15 protein-coding genes and 1 rRNA gene (1 of these 16 cut by a window edge) are annotated in these 25,878 nt (G+C 41.9%); 9 read left to right on the forward strand and 7 right to left on the reverse strand.

Annotated elements, in window-relative coordinates; all coding sequences use genetic code 11:
• Window positions 1-4 precede the first annotated feature (4 nt).
• From AB0756_RS28365 to AB0756_RS28385, 5 genes are all read left to right on the forward strand, one after another.
• Entirely contained in the window at window positions 5-1,402 is a 1,398-nt protein-coding gene (locus AB0756_RS28365; RefSeq protein ID WP_038081828.1) for a cytochrome P450, read from the forward strand.
• Between the two features lie 59 nt (window positions 1,403-1,461).
• Window positions 1,462-2,823 carry an MATE family efflux transporter gene (locus AB0756_RS28370; RefSeq protein WP_050045659.1) on the forward strand — a complete coding sequence of 454 codons (1,362 nt, stop codon included), beginning with the start codon at window positions 1,462-1,464 and terminating at the stop codon, window positions 2,821-2,823.
• A gap of 48 nt (window positions 2,824-2,871) precedes the next feature.
• Window positions 2,872-3,750: an SDR family oxidoreductase gene (locus tag AB0756_RS28375; protein WP_038081826.1), complete on the forward strand. Its 879-nt coding sequence runs from the start codon at window positions 2,872-2,874 to the stop codon at window positions 3,748-3,750.
• 97 nt (window positions 3,751-3,847) lie between these two features.
• A complete protein-coding gene (locus AB0756_RS28380) occupies window positions 3,848-4,891 on the forward strand; it encodes a methyltransferase (protein WP_038081824.1) in 1,044 nt (347 codons plus the stop codon).
• Between the two features lie 124 nt (window positions 4,892-5,015).
• Window positions 5,016-5,144 carry a hypothetical protein gene (locus AB0756_RS28385; RefSeq protein ID WP_272899732.1) on the forward strand — a complete coding sequence of 43 codons (129 nt, stop codon included), beginning with the start codon at window positions 5,016-5,018 and terminating at the stop codon, window positions 5,142-5,144.
• A gap of 608 nt (window positions 5,145-5,752) precedes the next feature.
• Here AB0756_RS28385 and AB0756_RS28390 read toward each other — a convergent pair.
• Window positions 5,753-6,238 carry a DUF4149 domain-containing protein gene (locus AB0756_RS28390; RefSeq protein WP_038081822.1) on the reverse strand — a complete coding sequence of 162 codons (486 nt, stop codon included), beginning with the start codon at window positions 6,236-6,238 and terminating at the stop codon, window positions 5,753-5,755.
• Between the two features lie 273 nt (window positions 6,239-6,511).
• Between AB0756_RS28390 and AB0756_RS28395 the strand changes: the two genes are divergently transcribed.
• A complete protein-coding gene (locus AB0756_RS28395) occupies window positions 6,512-7,075 on the forward strand; it encodes a DUF2808 domain-containing protein (protein ID WP_038081819.1) in 564 nt (187 codons plus the stop codon).
• A 58-nt stretch (window positions 7,076-7,133) separates the two neighbouring features.
• Here AB0756_RS28395 and AB0756_RS28400 read toward each other — a convergent pair whose 3' ends face one another.
• From AB0756_RS28400 to AB0756_RS28420, 5 genes are all read right to left on the reverse strand, one after another.
• Window positions 7,134-8,699 carry a GMC oxidoreductase gene (locus tag AB0756_RS28400; protein WP_038081817.1) on the reverse strand — a complete coding sequence of 522 codons (1,566 nt, stop codon included), beginning with the start codon at window positions 8,697-8,699 and terminating at the stop codon, window positions 7,134-7,136.
• A gap of 11 nt (window positions 8,700-8,710) precedes the next feature.
• On the reverse strand, window positions 8,711-9,526 hold the full coding sequence (locus AB0756_RS28405; protein WP_038081816.1) for an MIP/aquaporin family protein: 816 nt from the start codon (window positions 9,524-9,526) through the stop codon (window positions 8,711-8,713).
• A complete protein-coding gene (locus AB0756_RS28410) occupies window positions 9,513-12,185 on the reverse strand; it encodes an MGH1-like glycoside hydrolase domain-containing protein (protein WP_167844654.1) in 2,673 nt (890 codons plus the stop codon). The genes AB0756_RS28405 and AB0756_RS28410 overlap by 14 nt, the downstream gene beginning before the upstream one ends.
• Before the next feature lie 44 nt (window positions 12,186-12,229).
• Window positions 12,230-13,012, reverse strand: a complete 783-nt coding sequence (locus AB0756_RS28415; RefSeq protein WP_038081815.1) for a glucose 1-dehydrogenase — start codon at window positions 13,010-13,012, stop codon at window positions 12,230-12,232.
• Window positions 13,013-13,373: 361 nt separating this feature from the next.
• Entirely contained in the window at window positions 13,374-15,959 is a 2,586-nt protein-coding gene (locus tag AB0756_RS28420) for an adenylate/guanylate cyclase domain-containing protein (RefSeq protein ID WP_038081813.1), read from the reverse strand.
• Between the two features lie 273 nt (window positions 15,960-16,232).
• Between AB0756_RS28420 and AB0756_RS28425 the strand changes: the two genes are divergently transcribed.
• Both AB0756_RS28425 and AB0756_RS28430 read left to right on the forward strand, forming a co-directional pair.
• The gene (locus AB0756_RS28425; protein ID WP_050045658.1) at window positions 16,233-19,340 is read left to right on the forward strand and encodes a two-partner secretion domain-containing protein; all 3,108 of its coding nucleotides are present in this window, start codon (window positions 16,233-16,235) and stop codon (window positions 19,338-19,340) included.
• Window positions 19,341-19,861: 521 nt separating this feature from the next.
• The gene (locus tag AB0756_RS28430) at window positions 19,862-21,898 is read left to right on the forward strand and encodes a hybrid sensor histidine kinase/response regulator (RefSeq protein WP_050045657.1); all 2,037 of its coding nucleotides are present in this window, start codon (window positions 19,862-19,864) and stop codon (window positions 21,896-21,898) included.
• Window positions 21,899-22,101: 203 nt separating this feature from the next.
• Here AB0756_RS28430 and ltrA read toward each other — a convergent pair whose 3' ends face one another.
• Window positions 22,102-23,748 carry a group II intron reverse transcriptase/maturase gene (gene ltrA / locus AB0756_RS28435; RefSeq protein WP_038082281.1) on the reverse strand — a complete coding sequence of 549 codons (1,647 nt, stop codon included), beginning with the start codon at window positions 23,746-23,748 and terminating at the stop codon, window positions 22,102-22,104.
• Window positions 23,749-25,151: 1,403 nt separating this feature from the next.
• On the opposite strand from ltrA, the gene AB0756_RS28440 reads away from it, so the two are divergent.
• A 16S ribosomal RNA gene (locus AB0756_RS28440) occupies window positions 25,152-25,878 on the forward strand (it continues 762 nt past the right edge of the window).

Consider the following 25,878-nt stretch of genomic DNA (forward strand, 5'->3'; position numbering starts at 1 on the left):
TATGATGAAACTACCTCAAGGACCAAAAACTCCCGCTTGGTTGCTAAGAATGCAATTTGCAGCTAACCCCCTTGCCTGGATGGATACTCTTAGTAAACGCTACGGTGACATTTTCACCATCGTGTCTGGTTCTACACCTATAGTGTTTGTTGGCAATTCGCAAGGAATGAAGCAGATTTTTACAAGTACAGAGATCGTAGCAGCTGGAGAGTTAAACCAGGGAGCCGCTCCACTGGTAGGGAATAACGGGTTACTTTTACTTGATGGCTTGCGCCACAGACATCGGCGCAAACTCTTAATGCCTCCCCTTCATGGTAACCGGATACAAGTCTACGGTCAGCGAATCTGTGCCATTACAGACACAGTTATGAGCCAGTATCAAGCTGGTAAAGCCTTTTTAAGCTACCCTACTATGCAAACAATTACCGTACAGGTCATATTAGACACTTTACTTGGTTTGCAAACGGGAGAGCGTTACGAACAATTCAGGCAACTGCTTCCAACTTTAATGAATTATGCTAGGTCTGCTTTAGTTGAAACATCTCTATCTTTCCGCTTCCTACAACAGGATTTAGGTCGCTGGAGTCCGTGGGGATACTTTCTTTACTTATGGCGGCAATTTGACCAACTGCTTTATGCTGAAATCAACGAACGCCGCCATCTACAGGCAAGCAATAGTACATCTTTATATACTGAAAGCACTGATGTTCTTTCCGAATTAATCTTTGCCTGCGATGAAACAGGTCAACGAATGACGAATGAAGATGTGCGTGACCTTTTACCCTCATTGCTATTTGGAGGTCGAGATGCGTCAGCAACTGCAATCACTTGGGCATTGTATTGGATTCACAGTCTACCTACAGTTCGCGATCGCTTGCTTAAAGAACTTGATAGCCTTGGTGAATCCTCAGATCCGCTAAGGATTGTCGAGCTTCCTTATCTCAGTGCTGTTTGTCATGAAGCCCTGCGAATTTACCCGACGCAAATAGTCACATTTCCACGAAGGGTAGAATCTCCAGTGGAACTGATGGGCTATGAATTGAGTCCAGGAACACTGCTTTTTGGCTGTATTTATCTAACACATCAAAATTCCGACTTATACCCACAACCAAAGCTATTTCAACCAGAGCGCTTTCTTGAAAGACAATTCTCCCCCTATGAGTTTTTGCCCTTTGGTGGTGGTGCTCGTCGCTGTCCTGGGGAAGCTTTAGCTTTATTTGAAATGAAGCTAGTTTTGGCAACTATTCTTTCCCACTATCAATTAGCACTAGCTAAGAAACAACCAGAACAACCCAAAGCACAGGGTGCCAATTATCCCCCTGCTAGTGGCTTAAAAATGGTCATGCTTGGTCAGCGTAAGAGTCTAGAAAAATCGCAGCAGTTTATTTCTAGTTCGGTTTAGTTTGATTCTATAGTAATTTACAATATTTGAGACTTAAAATTTGGAACACAGCACCTTGTATGGCTCTCCATCAGCAATCAAAAGTGACAGATCAAATCCTTAATAGCAATCTAATTCAACTCATGTTGAAATTAACCATTCCTGGTATTCTGGGAATGCTATTGATAGGCTTAAACACGTTTCTTGATGCTTTATTTGCAGGTCAATTTATTGGTGAAACGGCCTTAGCAGCTATATCTCTTGCACTACCACTGACTTCTATTATTGTCGGTTGTGCTCACTTAATAGGAGTTGGTTGTGCCTCGGTACTGAGTCGAGCTATTGGTTCAGGAGATAACAAAACTCAATCAAAAATATTTGGCAATTTAATAATGATGAGTTTGATTATATCTTTTTTTATCACAATTTTAGGCTATAAATTTAGTGAAGAGTTAATTTCCTTCATGGGAGCTTCTGGTGAAGTTGCCTCCTATGGAGGCAAATATTTTAAAATTTATTCACTAGGCTCGGTATTTTATATACTAGCAGTATCTTCCAGCCAGCTGATTAAAGCAGAAGGTAAAATTAGATTAGCCATGATTTTTGCTAGTATTTTTGTCATGATTAATGCTATCTTAAATCCTATATTTATCATTGTCTTTCATTGGGGAATTGAGGGAGTGGCATTCGCCACTGTTATCGCTATGTTAATTTATAGTGTTGTGAATATTACCTATTTTATTTTTGGAAAAAGTTCTCTTCCTATTCATCCCAAAAAGCTTGTTTTATCAATAAATTTACTTCCTGTAGTTTTATCAGTTGGATCGTCAGCATTGCTGATGGAAACCATCACTTTAATTGAACAAGTTGTAATTTTTAAATCAATAGCTCATTATGGTACAGATAATGATATCGCCTTTGCTGGAGCAAGCTTTAGAGTATATGCATTAGCACTTATTCCTATTATGGGATTTGTGCAAGCTTTACAGCCAGTGCTTGGAATGAATTATGGAGCACAAAATTATGACAGGCTCAAGAAAGCTTATTTTACTTTTGGAATTGGTAGTACTATCTTCTTAACCCTAATTTGGCTATATCTTCAATTATCACCAACAACATTTGTTGGCTTATTACTACCATCTGTTACGTTTTCTGCTAATGATTTACTCAATTTCCGACTTCTCAATCTTTTACTACCAATACTGCCATTTGGAATTTGTAGTATCACTTTGTTTCAATCACTAGGAAATGGAAAAATAGCAGTTTTGTTAATTCTTCTCAAGAGTTTATTTTTTTTAATACCTTTTGTACTAACTTTCAGTTCATTTTTAGGTACAAGAGGTGTGTACTATGGAATAGTGGTGGCAGATACTTTAGTCATGCTTATTGCATATTTACTAACATGGGTAGAATTTAAAAAAATCAGAATTCAAACCAATTAAATTAAGTCAATATAAAAATCTGATCTTTTATTAAAAAAGGAAAGAGAAATGCTTCAAAGAACAAAAGGTGCGGTAGTCATTACAGGAGCATCTACGGGTGTTGGTCGAGCAACAGCACTGTTATTAGATAAAGAAGGGTACCGCGTCTTTGCTGGCGTTCGTAAAGAAAAAGATGCTGAATCACTAAAGCTAGTTGCATCTGGTAATTTAACACCGATTATTATCGATGTTACACAATCAGAACAGATTAGAAATGCTGCAAAACTTGTTTCTCAAACCATCGGTAATGAAGGACTGATTGGATTAGTTAATAATGCAGGTATATTAATAGACGGACCGGTGGAGTATATTGAGCTTGATGAATTGAGATGGCAATTTGAAGTCAATGTTATCGGGCAAATTGCAGTTACACAAGCATTCTTACCCGCGATCCGAAAAGCCAAAGGTCGAATCATAAATATTGGTTCCGTATCTGGCAAAGTTTCTTCGCCATTTTTCTCGGCTTTGTGTGCTTCAAAGTTTGCAATGGAGGCTTTTACTGATGCGTTGAGAATGGAATTAAATCCTTGGGGAATTGAAGTAATTTTAGTTGAACCAGGAGCGATCGCCTCAGCAGCACCAGATAAAGTGGAAGAAAGCCTTAGTAAAAAATTAACTACTATGCCGCCTGAAGCCAAGACTATGTATGGTGATATTTACAAATTTTGTATAGAGCAGTTAATAGAATCTAATCGTAAAGGAATGCTATGTGAACAAGTTGCAAGTATTATCCAGAAAGCTTTGGAAGCAAGGAAACCTAAAACTCGCTACTTTGTGTCAAAAGAACAAGCTTTTTTGCATTTTGTTTTGACTGCGTCAAAGTTCCTTCCAGACAGAGTTTGTGATGCTATCAAGCTGAAAGAACTAGAGTTAAAACATGAGAATTAAGACTGGTTATAGGGTGTATTAAGAAAGCCAAAACACCCCGTAAGAAGTGTTGCTTTTTCTTTTCATTGTGTAAGTCCTACTAAATAAGTACCAAGACATGACTCTCTCAGAATCTACATTAACACCTCGCAATACACAATTCCAATTATCTGCAATTGAATGGGTATACGCATACTGGGTTTCACGTTGTATCTATGTAGTCGCTAAACTGGGGATTGCAGATTTGCTCAAAGATGGCTCTCAGCACTGCGATACCTTGGCGGTTGCAACAGAAACCCACAGCAATTCACTTTACCGAGTATTGCGAGCTTTAGCAAGTGTTGGAATTTTTGCTGAAACTGAACCTTACTGTTTTCAACTGACTTCACAAGCAACTTGTTTACAAAGCGATGTTCCCGGTTCGATACGTGCTGAGGCTATCTTACGAGGTGAAGAGCATTACTATAAAGCATGGGGAAATTTGATGTATAGTGTGCAAACAGGGGAAAATGCTTTTGAGCATTTGTACGGCATGAATTTGTTTCAGTACAATGACGAAAATCCAACCCAAGGTCACATCTTCGATCGAGGTATGGCAGAGTCGAAAGACGCAAATGCTGATATCATGGCAGCTTATGATTTTTCATTCATTAACAAATTGGTTGATGTTGGTGGTGGTAAAGGAAGTTTACTGACTGATATTTTGCAAGCCTACCCCACTATGGTAGGAGTGTTATTTGATCGACCAGATGTGATTAACAGATCTCAAACTTTCCTCTCAACAGCAGCGATGAACGCTCGCTATCAATTTGTAGGGGGAGATTTTTTTGAGACTGTTCCTGTAGGAGGAGATGCTTACCTACTCAAGCATATTATTCAAGATTGGGACGATCGGCAAGCGCTCGCTATTCTTAAACGCTGTCATCAAGCTATGAATACCCAAGGGCGGCTATTGGTGATAGATTTTTTAATTCCTCCTGGAAACGAGTTTTTTGCAAGTAAGTTTATAGACATAAATATGCTAGTGATAAGCCCTAATGGACGCATCCGCAGCGAAGCCGAGTTTTATCAGCTATTTAAAGCTGCAGGGTTCAAACTCACTCAAATTATTCCAACAAAATCAGAGGTAAGTATCATTGAGGGAATTAAAATCGTAGAATAGTGAAGTAACGCTCCAATATTAGATTGTAGTTGCACTGTCTGTGCCTGCGTCACGCCTGGTAGCGAACGCGCTCAGTGCAACTGTATTCCCAAATGCTTGTTTCGTACTTCAACGATTAAATCTGATGTCTGAAAAACGCAATCGCTTCTTTGATTCTAAAACTAGACTGTCTTTTAGAATCCATGTCCCCACTTATATTTTCAATTCTGGCGATCGCTATCCTGGTAATTTTGGCATTCCTATCTTTAGTTAGCTACTTTGCTTGGTTTTGGCCACTCGAATTGATTGCTCACGGCATCTTCCACACAATAATATAGCTTTGGTACAATACATATTCTAACCTTAATATGAGGAACGAGCGTGGAAATTCACGAATTAAAAGCGTTGATTAAAGAAACTATGCGTGAAGTTTACAAGAAGAAAGACTTCGACTCTGCCAAATTCTTATTCCTTACGTCAGTGACCAAGAACAAAGCGAACTGGAAGCCGAGTTTGGTTCACCTTCAGAAGATAGTGATGATGAAGTCCTGGATATGACTGACTGGATTAAACATGGCAATCAGATTTCGCAAAAAAGCAATTAAATTTTTAGAAAAAGCGAATCCCGAAGATGTCGAAATTCTTCGGAGGCAAATATACCAACTTGTTGTTTTTGTTAAATAGCAAGGAGTTATCCCATTTACAGAACTAGATATCAAAAAGATGAAAGGTAATTGGGACGGATTTTACAGATTGCGTATAGGTAAAACAGAATTATTTTTACAGTCAATAATAAAAAATAAAGAAATGCTAGATAATCGAAATTAGTGCGTAGTTGCGATGTACGCGCTAAAGGGCAACTACGAACTAATAGTGATTTATTTAGCGTCGCCAGCACCAGTTTAACAAGGTGCAACCTGCCACGAGTTTGATTGCTTCTAATGCCCAATAACCAGCGTGCAATAAATTCATATTGGCTGGAGTTTCAACAACAGTCTCAAAGAAATTTAGTTGAATACCAATAGCAGACATTTGCGGAGTCAAGCAATAGGTATCCACCAAAGCTATACCTAGCAGTAACACCGATAAGATAATTGAACTCAGACGCCACTTCGCTTGAGTATTGCACAAAGCCAATACACTGACTAATACCAAGCTCGCGCACAGTAACTCAATGCGATTAAAATTCCAGAAAATTGCGTAACCAGCTGATGCAAAACTAGGTTGAGTCATCATGCCCGTTACATACAAACTAGGCATAATTACCCAAGTCAAAACCAGGCTGGCACTAAGCCAGAAGCCTAATGTCAGCATGGCAACAGCCTGCCAAAGAGGCCGTTTTAGTTCGACGTTAGAAATAGCGTTCATAGGAAAATTGCATATGTTTATATCTCTAGTGTCTAACCTAACAAAGGATTTTGACAACAAGTATCAATTATCCTTTACAATCATTTGCACTCTTACAAAAAATTGAGCCTTATTCTGAATTACACCGTAATTTCTCTGATAAAATTCTTAATAAAATTTACATCTTGTTAAGAAGAGTCAAGAAGTTGCTAAGTGCTAGCATATTAAGTGTAAGTAAAATTTTTTATAAAACAGGGTGTGCAGCCTGTCCTATCTTTGTAAGTTTAAAAAGCAATGCGCGTCGCATATTTACTTAGTACAGCAATGGCTTGTACTTTAGCAGTTGGTAATTATTCTAGTAACTTGAGTCAAGCAGTCCAATTGCGAGATGGCAAAGTCTACTTTACTCAACCACCCCGCTTAGAAGATGTAGTAACAACTTATAAGGATGTTTATGTGTGGGGTGCAACATACTACTTCACTGTCAGCGTACCGGAAACTGCTGGAGAACCACTGCAAAAGATAACAATTAATCAACGAGAGGGAGCCGATTACATACGCTTTGACCTCAAAGACAGTCGTGCTTTTGAAGGAACTCGTTCTGAACGAGGACAACGGGTAGAACTTAAAGATGCTTCTAGCGATCGCAAAACAAAAACAATATCTCTTACCTTCGATCCACCTTTGTCCCCTGGTAAAATTGTGACCGTAGGTTTAAAGCCGATAAGAAATCCAGCCGTTGCAGGAGTCTATCTATTTGGAGTGACAGCGTTTCCACCAGGAGACAACGCCCACGGTCAATTTCTTGGTTATGGAAGGTTACAGTTCTATAACTTTTTTAATTCAATATTTCCTTGAACTCTCGCCGCTTCACCTCGTTCCCACGCTTCGCCTGGGAACGAGAGATGATTTTATGTCACTTCAATCGTTGTAACAAGAGATCGCCCACTCGCAATGCATTGGCAATAATCGTTAGTGTGGGATTGACAGCAGAACTCGATGGAAAGAAACTGCCATCAACAACATAGAGGTTATCAACATCATGGGTACGGCAATTAACATCCAGTACGGAAGTGGTCGGATCTTGACCAAATCGACAAGTACCGCATTGATGACCGACTGACTGCAATGGCATCATGTTGCGGGGATAAAGACTAAATGGAACCAAGTGTTCTGCCTTATCGACTTTTTTGAGAATTCCTACCCAACGTTTGGCAAGCCGATCGCTTGCTTCAAGGTTGTTGGGTTTATAGTTTAAGTAGAGGCGATCGCCTTCCATCCGCACGCGATTCTCAGGATCGGGTAAGTCTTCAGTTTGCAGCCACCATCCGACAGTGCGATCGGCAACAGTTTTCAGTTCTGCTCCGGGTCGCATTCTTAAGAGTGGAGCTAGCAGTGCAGGAACTTCAGCGGGTAACATATCTGCTAAGACGTTGCCAGTATTTTGTATCATGCCCATGGGGTAGGGAAAATCAGGTTCGCCCCAGTAAAAATCGCTAATGGCAATCGTCTTTTGATAAACAGATGGATTCACTTTTGTGTTGAGTTGCACCATTGCCATGCAAATATGCTTCATCAGGTTGCGACCCACTTGGTTGGAACTGTTTGCCAATCCATCAGGATGTTTGTCATTGTGCGATCGCAATAACAATGCTGCTGAGTTAATTGCACCGCAAGACACCACAACAATATCCCCTGTAAACAATTGATGTTCCCCATGAATTTCGGCTTCTACTTGCGTCACTTCCCGACCAGAAGGACTCGTATGCAAGCGAGTCACTTTGGCATCAGTTAGTAAAGTGATATTTGCATAATGGCGAATGGGCTGAACGCAATTTACTTCAGCATCCGCTTTGCCACGAGTGAGACAGGGAAAGCCATCGCAGGTATTGCAGCGAATACAGTTCCCCAGACTTTTATCTACTTCGTTAAGTTTCAACCCTAGTGGCAGATTAAAGGGATGCAACCCAGCTAGCTTCAAACAATCGACCAGTTCCTGCATTCGAGGTTCGTGGTGGACTGGAGGATGAGAATACGGTAGACTCCTAGGAGGCTCTGTCGGATCTACATTTGCCTGACCGCCAACATCGTAAAGCTGCTCGGCTTGAGTATAATACGGTTCAAAATCATGGTATTTTAACGGCCATTCTGGTGAGATGCCGTCCTTATGTTCTACCTGCTCAAAATCGCGTTCCCGCAATCGCAATAAAGCAGCACCATAAACTTTTGTGTTACCACCAACCCAGTAATTCATTGCCGGACGGAAGGGTTTGTGATTTACGTCATACCACTGCTCTTGAGTATGGTATCGCTCTCGTTGATATACTTCCAACGCACTCCAGTTTTCCTTTTCTCGAGGCAAAAATGTACCTCTCTCCAAGATTAAAATCATCTTGCCGCTTGCAGCAAGATGATATGCTAGAGTGCCACCACCAGCCCCGGTACCGATAATAATGACATCATAATGGGTGCTTGTTGTCATGAGTGTTTTCCTTAAATGGGAAGGCGATCGCTCAAATCAATGTTGCCATTACGGTTGTAATCACAGCGGAAAATACAGCGTTTGTGATTGTCGTGATGCAATTTGGCACACTTAACTGCTCGCGATCCAAATAGAGATTGATACAACGTTGATGCCAGCAACATACCAACAGGTGGCACAATGACATACAACCAAAATGCCGTCCAAATTTGAGATGGAAAGGCAGAGGCAAAGGTGCGGGCGGGATTCATGCCAAAGCCGGATAAGGGAGCTTCAAAAAAGACGTAAAGTATTACCAAAAATCCAGCAAATAACCCTGTAAACCGATTGAGTTTTGGATTGTTACTAGTCAGCAAAATAGTCATCATCATCAGAAATGCAATGACTAATTCACCCAATAAAGCCGCAATCCATCCCAGTTTTCCCGGCACTGTAACAATATAGTTCACGGGTGCTTGTGTGAAAACTTTTCCCAGCAATAATGCCACCAAGTATATACCAACCAATCCACCCAAACATTGAAACAGAATATAGAAGATAGCGTCCTGTCGTTTAACTTTTCCCAAACGGTAAAAGGTAACCGTGACAGCAGGATTCATGTGTGCGCCGGATTGTTTCCCCCAAGGAGAATAAATGAGGGAAATGGATGTCAACGCCATAGCTATACCAATGAAAAATCGACGGAGATCTCCATTAGGAATTGCTTGATGAATGGGAGAACTGGGATACTCAAACACGCAGGTTAACACTCCTGCAGCAATCATAAATATTCCCAGTTCTGCCGCTTCCATTAAATATTCCGGTAAATGCTTCCTAAAGCTTTCCATTATCCTCTTGCGCCCGGTATTCAGAAATTTGGAGAATCATACTAGCGACTAACCCCGTCCAGCCTGTTTGATGGCTCGCTCCAATACCTGCGCCGTTATCTCCATGGAAATATTCATGAAACAAGATGTAATTGCGCCAATGGGGGTCGGATTGAAATTTTTCAAGACCGCCATACACCGGACGGCGACCTGTAGCATCCTGTTGAAAGATAGCAATTAAACGATTGGATAATGCGATCGCCACTTCCCGCAAAGTCATATATTGTCCGGAACCTGTGGGACATTCTACTTGAAAAGTATCTCCAAAATATTCATGAAACTTCCAAAGTGCTTCAAGAATCAAGTAGTTGACTGGAAACCAAATGGGACCGCGCCAGTTAGAATTACCGCCAAACAGACTCGTGGTAGATTCCGCAGGTTCATAGCGGACGCAGTAATCATGCTCGCCTTGACGCAATACATATGGATGTTCTAAGTGATACTTGGAAACTGCGCGAATTCCGTAAGGGCTAAAAAATTCATTCTCGTCCAGCATCCGTTGCAATATGCGTTGCAGTTTGCTGCGATAGGCAATTGCCAAAAGCCTTCTTGCGCCGACTCCTGGTGTTTCCATGCAAGCGACATTCTGTTTAAGATCGGGACGGTTGCGAATAAACCATTCCATGCGTCGTTTAAACCCAGGAAACTGCTGTAACGTTTCCAATTGTAAAACTGCAACGGCATATAGAGGAATTAATCCCACCATAGATCGTACTCTTAATGGAAACTGCCTGCTGTCGGGTAACCGCAGCACATCGTAGTAGAAGCCATCCTCCTCATCCCACAAAGAAATATCGGCATTGCCAATGCCATCAATTGCATCTGCAATATAAAGAAAATGCTCAAAGAATTTGCTAGCAATATCTTCGTAAACGAGATCGTCTTTAGCTAGCTCTAGAGCGATCGCTAGCATATTTAAACAGTACATACCCATCCAGCTTGTGCCATCTGCCTGGTTGAGATATCCCCCGGTGGGGAGTTCCTTACTGCGATCGAATACGCCTATATTGTCCAGCCCTAAAAACCCACCTTGAAAGACGTTGTTACCTTCCACATCTTTGCGATTGACCCACCAGTTAAAATTGAGCAACAGCTTGTGAAAAACACGTTGTAAAAAAGAGCGATCGGTTTTTCCATACAACTTCTGCTCGATTTGATAAACGCGTAAAGCTGCCCATGCTTGTACGGGTGGATTGACATCACTAAATGCCCATTCATAAGCAGGCAATTGTCCGTTAGGTTGCATATACCATTCCCGTGTCAAGCGGTCCAGTTGCAACTTTGCAAAATCTGGATCTATGACAGCTAAAGGAATCAAGTGAAATGCCAAATCCCAAGCGGCAAACCAGGGGTATTCCCATTTATCTGGCATTGAGAGAATATCTTCACTAAATAGGGCAATCCACTCGTGATTGCGCCCGCCTTTTCGTTCTGATGGAGGTGGCGGTTGTTTGGGGTCGCCATTCAGCCAGTCATGGACGACGTAGTGATAGTACTGTTTGCTCCACAACAATCCAGCAAATGCCTGTCGCTGAATGTTGCGCTCATCCTCTGATATGGTCCAAGGATTAACGCGCTGGTAAAACTCATCAGCTTCTGCTATACGAGTCTTGAAAATTGTGTCAAACTCAACGCCAAATGGATCTGTAAGGGTTTGTACGTCGCTCAATCGCAAACGTACTCTTTTAGTTTCACCTGGAGCGATGGATAACGTGTAATGGGAGGCAAACTTTGTGCCTATACGATTTGGATTGACAGCTGCTGTCTGTCCGTTAACTACATACTCGTTGATGCCATCTTTAACGTAAGGCGAGCTATTGCTAACACCAAACAATCGTTCGTAATTTGTTTCGTTATTAGTAAAGAGGAGTTCTGCTCCTGCTTCGCAATACAGCCAGCGAGTTCCTAAGGTTGAATGCTCCGCTTCAATTAAACTAAAGTTGGTATCTGACTGAACCACTTTGATGAAGGGCTGGTCAAAATTCGGATTCCAAGCCCAGATGTTGCGAAACCAAAGTGTTGGCAGTAAATGAAGAGTGCTCTTTTGTGAGCCTCGATTGGCGATCTCAATCTGAATCAAAATATCTTCTGGTGCTGCTTTAGCGTACTCTACAAAGACGTCAAAGTAGCGATTTTCGGCAAATACACCCGTATCGAGTAGCTCAAATTCCTGTTCAAATTTGTTTCTGCGCTGATTTTCTTGCACTAGTTGCGTATAGGGAAATGCCTGTTGGGGATATTTGTACAAGCACTTCATGTAGGAATGAGTTGGAGTATTGTCCAGATAAAAATAATACTCTTTCACATCCTCGCCGTGGTTGCCTTCCGTTCCCGTCAGTCCAAACAGACGCTCTTTTAAAATTGGATCGTTACCATTCCAAAGAGCGATCGCAAAACACAAACGCTGTCGGCTGTCAGAAATTCCAGCAATGCCATCTTCACCCCAACGGTAAATGCGCGAGCGAGCTTGCTCGTGGGGAAAATAATCCCAAGCAGTTCCATCGCGGCTGTAATCTTCCCGCACCGTACCCCACTGTCGCTCGCTCACATAAGGTCCCCAACGTTTCCAATAAGCTGTACGTTCTCGATCCTGCTGCAATCTTATTTCTTCTGGAGTCATGAGTTGAACTGTCCTTCAATAAAAAATCTGAAAGGCTCTCGCCTCTATTGCTCTTGATAATTCCAGAGCAATCCACCATCAACAAAGAATGTGGTTCCTGTTACATAATCTGACTCAGAAGAAGCCAAAAACGCCACAACAGAGGCAACATCTTTTGGTTGTCCCAATCGTCCTAGAGGAATATTTTCGAGGAGCGCTCCTAGCTTTTCTGGATTGTTTAAGAGTTTGGTATTGATGGGAGTTTCTATTGCTCCAGGAGCAACGTTATTGATAGTAATACCATAAGGCCCCAGTTCAACTGCCAAATTACGAGTCAGCATCTTCAAGCCACCTTTGCTTGCACAGTAAGCAGTAAAGTGAGGAAAGGGCAACTCTTCGTGTACGGAACTAATGTTGATAATCTTGCCTGGTTGCTTGATTTCAAGTTGGTGTTTTACAAATGCTTGGGTAGCAAAGAAAACTCCTTTGAGATTCACATTCATAACAGCATCATAATCAGCTTCCGTCACATTCCAAAAATCAGCGTTCTTTTCAATGCCTGCATTGTTTACTAGAATATCTAGCTTGCCAAAGTGAGAAACGCTGTCTGCAATCATGCGTTGCACATCGGAGATAATTCCGGTATCTGCCTGGACTGTAAATCCGTCTACTATCTGGCACTGACCGCCAGCAGCCTTGACCTTTGACAGGGTTTCTTCTGCTCCTTCGGGATGCGATCGGTAGTTGATGACAATACTTGCTCCTTCCTGTGCCAGACAAATAGCAATCGCCTGTCCAATGCCCTGACTGCTACCTGTGACTAACGCAACCTTTCCTTCCAGTTTCATAATTTGTTCCTGTGATTCTAACGTTGACGCGAATCAGTGTAGAATTTATTTAAATTCCATAAAATCTTTGTAAAGACGTGCTGCTGAAAACGCCTCTACAGTGTTTTGCGATGATGGGTAATGCAGGGTTGAGACAAGTTTACCAGATTTTACTGTTAAGTGTGAGATTTTAGTGGGTCGCTCACCAGTGGTACGCAAAAAAACTATCAGATGTTAGTCCACCTATTGAAGTTTAAAAGTTGGGAACAGAACAAGCCCAAAGGTTCATACGTGTTGTGGCCAAACTTTTTGCGATCGTTCCTCGATGATACGAACGATCGCAAAATTAACTTAGTAGATTGCACCATAAATAAAAGAAATTTTATTTTTCCTTAAAAGTCCATACACCGTCATCCCAATTAAGATCGGATGGGGGATTTTGCAGCCAGTGCTGACACCGCTTTAAATGTAAAATCGCTGCTTGGTCTTTGCCGTCAATCTCTAAAACTTTAGCAAATTCTTGTTTGGCACGTTCAAAGTCACGATTGATATAGTACTGGCGACCTTGGTGATAATATTCAATAATTTGTAGTTTGTTACTACAAATGAGATCGGAACGCAAACCAATCAGCTCGTAGATAGAAACTGGCTCATTTCTACCTTTGACACGAATGTAATCTAGTTCTCGCGCCCAAATTTGCTCTTTGCAAGGTTCGTAGGTATTATCACTGATAATGATATCGCAGCCGTACTGCTTGCTGACACTTTCCAAACGAGATCCGAGGTTAACCCCGTCACCGATCGCAGTAAATTCCATCCGTTTGCTCGAACCAATGTTACCGCTAATCACGATATCGGAGTTGATCCCAATTCCAATATTGATTGTTGGTTTGTTGATGGAACGACGGCGAGCATTAAATTCTTCCAATCGATGGCGCATTTCTATTGAAGACTGTACCGCCATCCAAGCGTGTTCTTGTAAAGGCAAAGGAGAACCATATACAGCCATTATGGCATCACCAATATATTTATCCAGCGTGCCTTTGTACTGAAAAACTGCCTCTACCATTGATTCAAAATATTCGTTCAGCATACTGACCACTTCCTCCGCTTCTAGATTTTCTGTCAAAGTGGTATAGCCTCGAATATCAGAAAATAAGATGGAAACTTCTTTGCGATCGCCTCCCAATTTTGCATCATCTAATTTCAGTAATTCTTCCGCTAATTCCTGAGTCATGTAGCGGTACATGGTACTTTTGAGCCGCTTTTCATCACTTATATCATCCATGACGACTAACGCCCCCCTGACTTGTTGGGTGTCACTGGCATCAGCAATTGTATTGATTGACAAATTGATACTATTTTGATCTTCACTCGGGGTTAGCAGCGTTCGATCTGGATAGTACTGTTCGCGGTATTTTAAATCGGCTGTATTTAAAGCTGCTTGGCACCATCGGCGAAAATCACCTTCTTTAATATTGATCACTTCGCTAACGGATTTACCTTCCAAACGTTCTTCTGGATTCAAACCGAGCAAACGCTTGGCACTTTCATTAGCAATAATAATTTGACCCGTTTTATCAGTAGAAATGACTCCATTGGAAAGACTGCGGAGGATATCTCGCTGTAGTTGTTCTTGCTGTTTAACCGTGGCAAATAATTGGGCATTTTGCAGCGCTACTCCTGCTTGAATGTTAAAAGCTTCCATAAATTCTTCGTCATTGCGATCGAAGCTTGCTTGGAAGCACTCAGGTGCATTCGGCCAATTAGCATGGTCGTAGGGCAGAAAATCTCCCGGTTTCTTTTTATTAACTAGCTGGGTAACGCCTATCAAATCTCCATCTGCATTAAAGACTGGCATACAAAGCAGGCTACAGGTACGATAACCATTTTGTTGGTCTAGCTGTTTGGCTGTTTCGGAATCTGGATTGTTATATAAGTCAAAAGGAATGTTCAGCGTTTTACCAGTTGCGGCGACTATGCCTGCAAAACCTTTGCCAATAGGGACTCGTAATTCTTTAACAGAACCGTCATCTTGAGTAATTTTTGTCCACAATTGCCCTGCTTCGCGGTCTATTAACCATAGCGTACTGCGATCGGCATTCATCAGTTCTTTTGCCTCAGCCATAACCCGCTTGAGAGTATCTTCTAAATCAAGGCTGCTTTGACTGAGGGATTTCACGGCCTTCATGAGAGCGGCTGCAGCTCTTTGTTTTTGAGTGGCTACGTAAAAGGAACGAGAGGATTCTAAAATCAGTCTAATAGAGGGGGCAAACTCTTGAAACAGCTGTTGATCGGCTTCTGTAAAGCCTTTTATGTCAATACGTTCTGACAAAGCCGCGTCTGGATCGTTGGGAAATCTTAGTTTATTTAACAATTGTACAACTGCGACAAGTTGTCCTTCCTCATTCACTAGTGGCAAAGCTAGCATTGTGTAGGTGCGGTAGCCTGTTCTTGTTTCTTGTTGTTGAGCAAACAACGAGCGGGGATCGTCGTAAAAATCAAAAGGAATATTAACAACTTTTTTATAGGTGGCCACTTCACCAGCAATACCTTTATCCGCAGGGATGCGAATTTCTAAGGAGCGATTGCCCTCAGTCTCTGCCACAATAGACCACAGTTCTTGCTTTTCTTCATCAAGTAAAAAAATTGTCGTCCGATCTGCACCCAGTAACTCCCCGGTTTTTAAGGTGATGGAATGTAGCATTTCTTGCAAAATTGTTTCAAATCCCTGAGAATCAAGCATGGACAGGGTTTGATTGACAATCCGTAGTTTTTGTTCAACTTCGGCTACAACCTGCTTAAAAGTATCCTGAGTTAGGGGCGCAAGGAAGGTAGATATTGTTCCTTTGCGTTTGGCAAGAGCACCCACTGCTGTAGCATTATGCTGCATGGCGTGGCTTTCGTGATTTGCAACACCAATAATTAAATCAGCGGTAGCACCGCGACCACGTTGATGAACTGACATAACTGACTTTTGATATAGAATTTGACTTTAGCAGATGTTTATCAATGGAATTAAATGTATGTAAGTGTTGCTACAAGCAAACAAACAGAACATAACATATTCCACAGTGTAATCTTTTATCAAGCCAGCGTCATCTTCTATAGTCAGGAGTTCAGCATTGAAGGAGAAAAATTTAAAACTTAAAACTTAGATTTCACCCATAAGGGGGTTGCACTCAAAAAAATAGCGTCTGGCGCTTATACAATTCTCGTTCACGTACTTAGGAGGATCGCAATGTTGGGACTAGCTTTCCTTGGGTGGCGTTGGTGCAACCCTTACATGACATTCATCAATGGGGTAGTCGCGGGAGCCACTTTCGTGCTTGCAGAAAGTACCGCACTGGCTCAAAGTAATATAGTTCTAGATAACTCTTTGGGTGTCTCAAACTCTGTAGTGACTCCCAATGTGACGATTAAAGGAGTTCCAAGCGAAGCAATCTCAGGTGGCGTTGTCAAAGGAGCCAACCTTCTCCACAGCTTTCAGGAATTTAATATTAACGCAGGAAGAGGTGCTTACTTTACGCTTCCTTCTGGTGTTGAGAATATTTTAACTCGCGTTACTGGTACAAACCCTTCTCAAATTCTGGGAACCCTTGGTGTGACAGGGGGTAATGCCAATCTGTTTTTCATGAATCCTAATGGTATTGTTTTTGGTCCTACAGCCCGTTTGGACGTAATGGGTTCGTTTGTCGGAACGACTGCAAATGCTATCCGTTTGGGTAATGGGGACATTTTCAGTACTAAACTCACCAACCCACTGCCATCTCAATTGTTAAGTGTCAATCCTAATGCCTTTTTATTCAATCAAATTTCCAACCAAGCAACTTCCCCCATTGAAGTGAATGGAGCATCTCTGTCAGTTAGAGAAGGTATGAGTTTGGTACTTTTAGGCGGAAATGTTAGCTTAAATGCTGCTAATATCCAGGCGTTAGATGGTCAAGTAGAGATTGGTGGATTAGCAGGCACGGGAACAGTAGAGCTTGTAGATAATACCAAGAATTTGAATTTGCGTTTTTCAGAGAATATACAGAAATCAGATGTATCACTTATCGAGCAAGCAAAAGTTGAAGTTATTGGTAAGGGTCAGGGAGGTGTGATAATTAATGCTAGGGATATAAATATTTTCGGGGAGAGCTTCATCTCTGCAGGCATTGGATCGAGAGCGCGTGCAGTGGGTTCAACTTCACAAGATGTCATCTTAAATTCCACAGGTACTGTCAAGGTAAGCCAGAACAGCCAAGTTAGAAACATTGTGGAAACTGATGCGATTGGTAATGCTGGTAATATTAATATTAATGCGGGTAAAGTAGAGGTCACGGGCGGACAAATCCGCACCCGTACTTTAGGTCAGGGTAATGCAGGTAATATCAATATTAAAGCTGGTGAGATTTTTATAGATAATCCACTTTATATTAGCGAAGCTGGAAAACGGACATCAGATGATAAACCAGCAATTGATGCTAGCAACTTTAGTAATAACTTCACGATAGGAAGAGGAAGTAGTGGGAACGTATCCTTACAAGCAGATGGCTCAATTGTTTTAATTGGGCGATCTGAAGGTTCAGCTTATGATAATAAGGTGATTTCCACCTACAGTGCTAGAGGTGGTCAAGGTCGTGGCAACGTATTACTAAAAGCCAACAGATCTATTTCTTTCAATAATGCCTATATAGTCACTAGTACCTTTACTACAGGTACTAATGCAGGAGAAATATCACTGCAAGGTCAAGAATCTGTGTCTTTAACAAATAATAGTTCCCTTGTTGCCACAAACTTTGTTAGAGGTAATTCTGGAAATATTACATTAAAATCCTCGGGTTCTGTACTTGTGGAAAATAGCTTGATTTCTACTAATATTGGAGCTGCACAAGGATCTTTTGCTGCCCAAGGTAATGCAGGAAAAATTTACTTATCCGGAAAATCTGTTTTTGTAACTGCCGGAGCGGAAGTGACAGCAAGAAATGCGTTGGGAGGAACTGCTGGTAACATTCAAATTGATGCTACAGATATAGTAGAAATATCTGGTAGAGTACCAGAGTTATTTTCCCCAAAAAATCGTTCATCAACAGCATTATACAGCACTTTACTGACAAGCTCTGAGGAAAAAGCAAGCGATCGGGGAGGCGATATTAATATTAACGTCCCAAATGGAACTTTACGTGTATCAGATGGCGCGAGTTTAAGGGCAGAGAGTCAAGGAAATTTTCCTGGTGGTACGATCGCCGTGAATGCAAAGAGAGTTGAACTCACTGGGGGTGGAAAACTTCTCACAAGTGCTTCTAGTAGTGGTGATGCAGGTAATATTACTATTAATGCCAGCGATCGTATTGACATCTCAGGTAGCAATCCCAATTTTGATGACATCTTTAATCAAACAGTGATTAAATATAGGAGTAAGACACAAGCAGAGATTCGACTTGGTACTGTTGGCGGTGCTAGCGGAATATATGCGAGTACTTCTGAAGCATCTACTGGTAAAAGTGGAAATATCAACTTAATAACTGGACAGTTGATTGTTCGAGATGGTTCACAAGTCAGCGTTAGTAGCGGTCAAAAAGATGCAGGTGATTTAAATATCCAAGCTCGCTCGCTTTTTTTAGATAATCGGGGAAAGTTACGAGCAACAACAGCATCTAGCGAAGGTGGAGATCTTAATTTGCAACTGCAAGACTTGCTTTTGATGAGACGCCAAAGTCAAATAACTGCTGATGCTGGAAATAATGGAAATGGGGGTAATATTACTATCAATATTCCTAATGGTTTTATTATTGGTTTCTCTAATGAAGACAGTGACATCATTGCCAATGCCAGACAAGGGAAAGGTGGTAGAATTACAATTGTGAGTTCTGGAATTTATGGATTTGAAAATAGCTCCAATCTCACATCTTTTAATGACATCAACGCTAGTTCAGATTTTGGATTGGATGGCACAGTTCAAATCGATTTGCTTGGTATCGAGCCTAATTTACAACAAACTAATTTACCAACTGAAATTGTTCAAGCAAGGCTAAGTCAAAGCTGTCAAGATAGGACAGACCGAGAAGAAAGCAGATTTGTCATGACTGGACGTGGTGGTTTACCGTCGAATCCTTACGAAACACTGAACAATGAAACGGCGATCGCAGATTGGATTGCACTTGCTCCCAACACTCAAGTCTCTCCAACTTCAACTACGGTTAGCCACAAGCGTGACGATTTGTTGTCAAAATCTATTGTTGAAGCTACAGGATGGACAATCAGTCCTCAAGGAGAAGTTTTTTTGACTGCATCTACACCTACTATTTCGCCTTCGAGATCTCGATTGGGGTCTTCTGCTTGTGGCACTTCATCGTTAGCTTTTTAATAAGTGACGGTATTTACATGAGCTTGGTATTATTAGCGATCGAGCTACAATAGATGAGATTGGAGTATGATATTTAGTAATATTAATTCTCTAAATTAATACTATATAATTCACCTTTTTAAATTTTTATTCTAGTTTTAGAGAAATGGGATAAGGTACGTTTGTATGTAAAATTACTACTTTACTTGGTCTGCATATATATTTTAAGTTAGATATTAAAAAACTTTAAAAACAATAATAAAATTTATTTTTATTTAACAAATCAATTCGATACAATAGTGTGTTTATACTTTGTAATGTTTTTTGTTTATCTACTTACCATATTTTTTGTTGAAAAAGTAATTTTTTTGACTAAATATCTTAATGTTTGTTAGTAATAATACTAAAATTTTTAAATATAAATTTGTGGAACCGTCAACAGCATTGGAGTATAGTAGTCTGGAAATAATTAATACAGTAAGATGTATTGTTATTCAGACTTGGTGGAGAACCAAGATATTTGAGATCGAGTTGCCAAGTTCATGAAAGCTTTACTACCTAAAAGTGAAATTGAGAGGCTCACAGCGCTGTCTCAGTATAAAATCCTCGATACTGACCCTGAACCTATATTCGATGACCTAACTCGCCTAGCATCTCAAATTTGTAACACCCCAATTGCACTGATTACTTTAGTTGACGAGCACCGACAATGGTTCAAGTCAAAGGTAGGGCTGTTAGTGGAACAAATGCCTCGTGAAATCTCTTTTTGTACTCATACTATTTTGCAATCGGATTTGTTGATTGTTCAAAATGCTTTAGGAGATCCTCGTTTTGCCAAAAATCCATTAGTGACTAATTTCCCACACATTCGTTTTTATATGGGTGTGCCTTTGATTGCAAAAGAGGAGTTCCCTTTGGGAACTTTGTGTGTATTTGACTATATCCCTCGAGAATTGAATTGGCAACAAATAGAAGCGTTGAAACTTCTCAGCCACCAAGTTGTATCCCAATTAGAATTTCGACGACACTTGATAGAACATACTAGTGGAGAGATAGCCTTACAAACATCTTTAAAAGATTTAGCAGATATCAAGTTCGCGTTAGATCAATCATCTATCGTTGCCATTACAGACTATAAAGGAACAATTATTTACGTTAATGATAAGTTCTGCTCTATTTCAAAGTATTCTAGAGAGGAACTGTTAGGACAAAACCATCGCATTATCAATTCTGGTCATCATCCAGGGGAGTTCTTTAAGGATATGTGGACCGCGATTTCTCGCGGTCAAGTTTGGAAAGGTGAAATCAAAAATCGAGCTAAAGACGGAACATATTACTGGGTGGATACGACTATTGTGCCGTTGTTAAATAATGACGGGAAACCATATCAATATGTATCGATAAGAAGTGATATTACACAGAAGAAACAACTTGAAGAACAATTTCTCCGTACCCAGCGACTTGAAAGCATTGGGACACTTGCTGGTGGAATTGCTCATGACTTGAACAATGTGCTTTCCCCAATTGTGATGGCGGTTCAGTTACTGCAAACCAAACTTGATGACCAGCAAAGTCAGGAATGGCTGGATATACTAGAAACTAATGCCAGACGAGGAGCTGATTTAGTTAGACAAGTTTTACAGTTTGCACGAGGAATTGAAGGGGAACATACACTTCTGCAAGTGAAACACTTGATTGATGAAATCAAGCATATTGTTCTAGAGACATTTCCAAAATCAATTAGACTCTACACAAATGTACCACAGGAGCTTTGGACTGTTACTGGGGATGCTACCCAACTGCACCAAGTTTTAATGAATTTGGTAGTGAATGCTCGTGATGCAATGCTTACTGGCGGTACGCTCTCGATTACTTGTAAAAATATCATTATTGACGAAATTTATGCCAAAACGCATCCTGAAGCCCGTGTTGGCTCCTATATTGGAATTACTGTTTCGGATACTGGTACGGGAATTCCTGCTGAAATAGCGGAGAGAATTTTTGAGCCATTTTTCACGACTAAAGAGGTTGGCAAAGGAACTGGGCTGGGTTTATCAACTGTAATAGGTATTGTGAAAAGTCACAATGGCTTTGTGAGCTTAACAAGTGAAGTCGGTAGTGGCACGCATTTTAGGGTATACTTGCCTGCTGTGGAAACAAATGAAACATATCTGCCAAAAGATATGGAACTGCCTAAAGGACAAGGAGAGTTGATTTTAGTTGTAGATGACGAAGCTGCTATCCGGCAAATTACTAAAACAACTTTAGAAACTTATGACTATAAAGTCATAACTGGAAGTGATGGTATGGAGGCAATCGCTCTCTACGCCACACATAGAGATAGTGTTAGTGTAGCGATCGTAGATATGATGATGCCGCACATGGATGGAGCAAAAACTATCCGCACCTTACAAAAAATTAACCCCACGCTAAAAATCATCGCTGTCAGCGGATATGCAGACAGCGGAATTCTTGCAGAAGTAGAAAAAAGTGGTGGAGTTGCAGCATTCCTATTAAAACCTTTTACAGCCAAGGAACTTGTGACAATTCTTTTTAAGGTAAGGACTAGCCCAATCTAATTGTGTTTCCTTGTAATGGCTGCTTGACTCTAAAAGAAAAATTGGAGTTATCCTGGAAGAAGTATCAGCCCAACTAAATCAAAGCTGAGATGCCGAACCAAGAGGAGTAAGTGAACTGGAGTGTCGGGTAAGGTTTGAGCGTTACCGCTCTCCCCTCCCCTAAGAACCGTACATGAGACTTTCGCACTCATACGGCTCAAGCCTTACTTCAAACGAGTTTTCACTGGGGTTTTGTGTACCTGTTTATGGCACGCTTTGTGCAGGTGCTGGAGGTTTCCCACGTCGTCTGTTCCACCTTCTGCAACAGGTACTATGTGATGGGTTTCGATTTCCTCTCCATTGAATAATGGTTCGCCACATTCTGGACAAATCCAGTTTTGGTTTTCTGCTATCTTATATAATTTGGAACCCTTCTCAAAGCGAGATTTCCCAAATTTTTGGTGGCGTTTTCTCCAGTACTCTTTTAAGGAGGGGTCATCGGGACTAGCGTCGCCTTTGACTTTTATGTGGCGTTCGATAGGCGTATACGCGATTTGATATAGGACAAGTTCTTTATCCTTACCTTGTCGGTCACTTGTTGTACAAGCAAATACCCACTTGTTACCTTTAATGGTCTTAAAGTAACGCCAGCGTACCCATTTTGAGTTTTTATTGGGGTGTCTACGCTTTGCCCAACGCCAAAGGTATTGCCATACTCGGTGTGAGATATAGCCAAAAGTTTCCTTGCTGACTACCGCTTTGTAATAGTTAGCAAAACCTCTGAGAATTGGATTAAGCTTGTAAATAAGAACTTCCTGTTCTACACCATTCAGGTTTTTGATTTCCTTACCAATCCGCTTGCAGAAGGTTAACACCTTCTTTTTTGACGGCTTAATCAGGAGTTTTCCATCGTAGTGCCGGGAGTTGAACCCCAGGAAATCGAAGCCCTCTTCCATTGACGTGATTACCGTCTTCTCAGCGCTCAATTCAAGACCTCTCTTCGACATCCATGCTTGAATCAGGTTTTGGGCAGTTTCGAGACTTTCCTTGTCTTTTGCCGTGACGATGAAATCGTCGGCATATCGCACCACGCCAAATTTTGGGTTGGTGGCTTTTATATAGGTTTCTAAGCCATGCAGCCCAATATTGGCAAGTAAGGGTGAGATGACTCCTCCCTGTGGTGTGCCTTGTTCTGTGAGGTGAAGATGTCCTTGGAACACAAAACCCGCTTTTAACCATCCTTTGATGAGTTCCCGTTTTGGGAAGTTGCTCACCATGTTCAGAATGGACTCATGGGCAATGTTGTCGAAGAATCCCTTGATGTCAGCTTCTAGAACCCAATTGTGCCATCTTGAAAGCAAGTTGAAGCTTTGTTCTATTGCGTCTTGACAGCTTCTTCCCGGTCGGAAGCCATAACTGTTTTGTTCAAATACGGCTTCCCATTCGGGTTCGAGTGCGTTCAAAACCATTGCCTGTTCGATTCTGTCGCGCACGGTCGGGATGCCGAGCGGTCGAAACTTGCCGTTAGGCTTAGGTATTTCTACCCTTCGTGTTGGTTTAAGGTTTCCCCCTTGCCAATTGTTTACCAGAATCACCCGTTGCTCTGGGGTGTTGACGATTTCCTTGTCAATTCCTGCCGTTGCTTTTCCAAGATTTGTCTGGGTGATGCGTCGAACAGATAATAGTAAGTTGGCGTAGCTTCTTTGCATCAACTTCTGTAAGTTTCTCAGCTTACGGAAGTCCCCAAGCTGACTCGCACGAAAGATTCTTTGCCGTAGGTTTCTGACAGCTTTATTAACTTTTTTCCAATTAATATGGTTCCAGTTTACTAGCTGTTTCTTCAGTCCGTTTGAAGTCAGTTCTGACATCATCTAACTTGTCCTTAGATTAGATTCCTTTGTTTAGTTTCCTTCGTATAAGACCCAGAAGAAGTCTGCTTTTCCTTTCGGTCAGGAGTGATGTTTCAGCCCCTATCTGGTTTGCTACAAACCAGCATTCGCTTTTTCTTCCATCCTTTACCCTCCAGAGAGTTCCGTCTTTGTTACCTCAGACCTACTAAGAGTAATCGACCTCTCTTAGACTCTGTAGGGCTTACCCTGTTGTACCGTTTAGTTTTCTATCCTCTTTTAGGTGCTATCTATTCTGCGATGGAAGTTATGTTCATACGATTTATAGATGGACAAGCTATAAATCCGATCCATTTACCTTTTGGTCAGAGCTTATCAGCCCGATTTAGCTCCTTTTCGTATAACGCAGTTTATCTAATAGTTCACTCGCGTTCACCTTTAAAGGATTCCCCTTTGCCCCTGACCGCCTTAGGGCTGGCAGCTTCGGTTACTTTCGTGGTCTGCATTCCACCTCGTTCATTACTTACTTGAGGCGTGACCGGACTCTTATGAGCCTTTTACGCCGGGGTAGCGGGTATGAATCCGCTAGGGAAGTAGGCTTCCCGTACTAAACGACCTTTTCAGGTCGCGCAATCCAGAGTAAATCGGAGCAATTCGACTTACTGACTCCAGCATGACTCAACTTTGAACTAGTTTCAAGGTTACCCCTTCGGGTGTCTCCTGACAGAGACGCTATGTGCAAGGCACAGGCTTCGCGATGCCGCAGGCTATGCCCGCAAGGGCTATACGCCAGTCCCTAGGGCTTGGGAAACTCTCCTATGGCGTATTTGCGCTACGCTGCGCTATCAGGGCTGGATTCACAGTTTCTGGGTTTCAGTCCGCTTAAAGGTCAGGACTTAATGAGATTAGCCAGTCTCAAGCGTCGGACAAGGAACATGGCTGCGTCACACAGTGCAACACCGAAATCCATTAACAAGCCTTTAAGCTGTGTCGAGGCAAACAATACCCCACTTTGGGAGTGCTCAAATGAGCAAGGTAATCTGGGGTCGGTTAAGTCCGATTCACCCCAGATTACTCCAATTTTTGGCTACTTAGTTACAAGACAATATAAATAAGTTGGAAAGCCCAGTGATGGTGAAAGCATTGAAACTGTTACTGGGTAAGGGTTAGAAACACATTTATCTGGTGATTCAAAAAAACTTTTGAAAAACCCTTGACAAAGCAAAATCGGGTTGTTACCTTAGATAAAGTGTGAAGCGAGAGAGAAACGCCCGCACAACCGAACCAAGATAAAGCAATAGTTTGAAAGCCAAGCAATTAAAGACCTCGTCAAAAAATTAAGTGGCGGTTTGTTACCCGCTCACAAAAGAAAAATAATAAGCCAAGAGGCTCGGACGCACTAGGGTGTGTCGGAGCAAGAACACTTCAAAACGGAGAGTTTGATCCTGGCTCAGGATGAACGCTGGCGGTATGCTTAACACATGCAAGTCGAACGGTCTCTTCGGAGATAGTGGCGGACGGGTGAGTAACGCGTGAGAATCTGGCTTCAGGTCCGGGACAACAGTTGGAAACGGCTGCTAATACCGGATGTGCCCATGGGTGAAAGGCTAGCTGCCTGGAGATGAGCTCGCGTCCGATTAGTTAGTTGGTGTGGTAAGAGCGCACCAAGACGGCGATCGGTAGCTGGTCTGAGAGGACGATCAGCCACACTGGAACTGAGACACGGTCCAGACTCCTACGGGAGGCAGCAGTGGGGAATTTTCCGCAATGGGCGAAAGCCTGACGGAGCAATACCGCGTGAGGGAGGAAGGCTCTTGGGTTGTAAACCTCTTTTCTCAGGGAATAATAAGTTGAAGGTACCTGAGGAATAAGCATCGGCTAACTCCGTGCCAGCAGCCGCGGTAATACGGAGGATGCAAGCGTTATCCGGAATGATTGGGCGTAAAGCGTCCGCAGGTGGTTTATCAAGTCTGCTGTCAAAGCGTCTGGCTTAACTAGATAAAGGCAGTGGAAACTGAGAGACTGGAGTATGGTAGGGGTAGAGGGAATTCCCGGTGTAGCGGTGAAATGCGTAGAGATCGGGAAGAACACCGGTGGCGAAAGCGCTCTGCTGGACCATAACTGACACTGAGGGACGAAAGCTAGGGGAGCGAA

It is taken from the genome of Tolypothrix campylonemoides VB511288_2 (assembly GCF_045999855.1).
Lineage (GTDB): Bacteria > Cyanobacteriota > Cyanobacteriia > Cyanobacteriales > Nostocaceae > Scytonema > Scytonema bouteillei_A.

Excerpts from the sequence above, each read along its gene's own strand:
- AB0756_RS28410 (WP_167844654.1), bottom strand. The coding sequence starts at position 12,185 with ATGACTCCAGAAGAAATAAGATTGCAGCAGGATCGAGAACGTACAGCT.
- AB0756_RS28405 (WP_038081816.1), bottom strand. The coding sequence starts at position 9,526 with ATGGAAAGCTTTAGGAAGCATTTACCGGAATATTTAATGGAAGCGGCA.
- AB0756_RS28365 (WP_038081828.1), top strand. The coding sequence starts at position 5 with ATGAAACTACCTCAAGGACCAAAAACTCCCGCTTGGTTGCTAAGAATG.
- AB0756_RS28415 (WP_038081815.1), bottom strand. The coding sequence starts at position 13,012 with ATGAAACTGGAAGGAAAGGTTGCGTTAGTCACAGGTAGCAGTCAGGGC.
- AB0756_RS28400 (WP_038081817.1), bottom strand. The coding sequence starts at position 8,699 with ATGACAACAAGCACCCATTATGATGTCATTATTATCGGTACCGGGGCT.
- AB0756_RS28395 (WP_038081819.1), top strand. The coding sequence starts at position 6,512 with ATGCGCGTCGCATATTTACTTAGTACAGCAATGGCTTGTACTTTAGCA.
- AB0756_RS28370 (WP_050045659.1), top strand. The coding sequence starts at position 1,462 with ATGGCTCTCCATCAGCAATCAAAAGTGACAGATCAAATCCTTAATAGC.
- AB0756_RS28390 (WP_038081822.1), bottom strand. The coding sequence starts at position 6,238 with ATGAACGCTATTTCTAACGTCGAACTAAAACGGCCTCTTTGGCAGGCT.
- AB0756_RS28375 (WP_038081826.1), top strand. The coding sequence starts at position 2,872 with ATGCTTCAAAGAACAAAAGGTGCGGTAGTCATTACAGGAGCATCTACG.
- AB0756_RS28385 (WP_272899732.1), top strand. The coding sequence starts at position 5,016 with ATGTCTGAAAAACGCAATCGCTTCTTTGATTCTAAAACTAGACTGTCT.
- AB0756_RS28425 (WP_050045658.1), top strand. The coding sequence starts at position 16,233 with ATGTTGGGACTAGCTTTCCTTGGGTGGCGTTGGTGCAACCCTTACATG.
- AB0756_RS28380 (WP_038081824.1), top strand. The coding sequence starts at position 3,848 with ATGACTCTCTCAGAATCTACATTAACACCTCGCAATACACAATTCCAA.
- ltrA (WP_038082281.1), bottom strand. The coding sequence starts at position 23,748 with ATGATGTCAGAACTGACTTCAAACGGACTGAAGAAACAGCTAGTAAAC.
- AB0756_RS28420 (WP_038081813.1), bottom strand. The coding sequence starts at position 15,959 with ATGTCAGTTCATCAACGTGGTCGCGGTGCTACCGCTGATTTAATTATT.
- AB0756_RS28430 (WP_050045657.1), top strand. The coding sequence starts at position 19,862 with ATGAAAGCTTTACTACCTAAAAGTGAAATTGAGAGGCTCACAGCGCTG.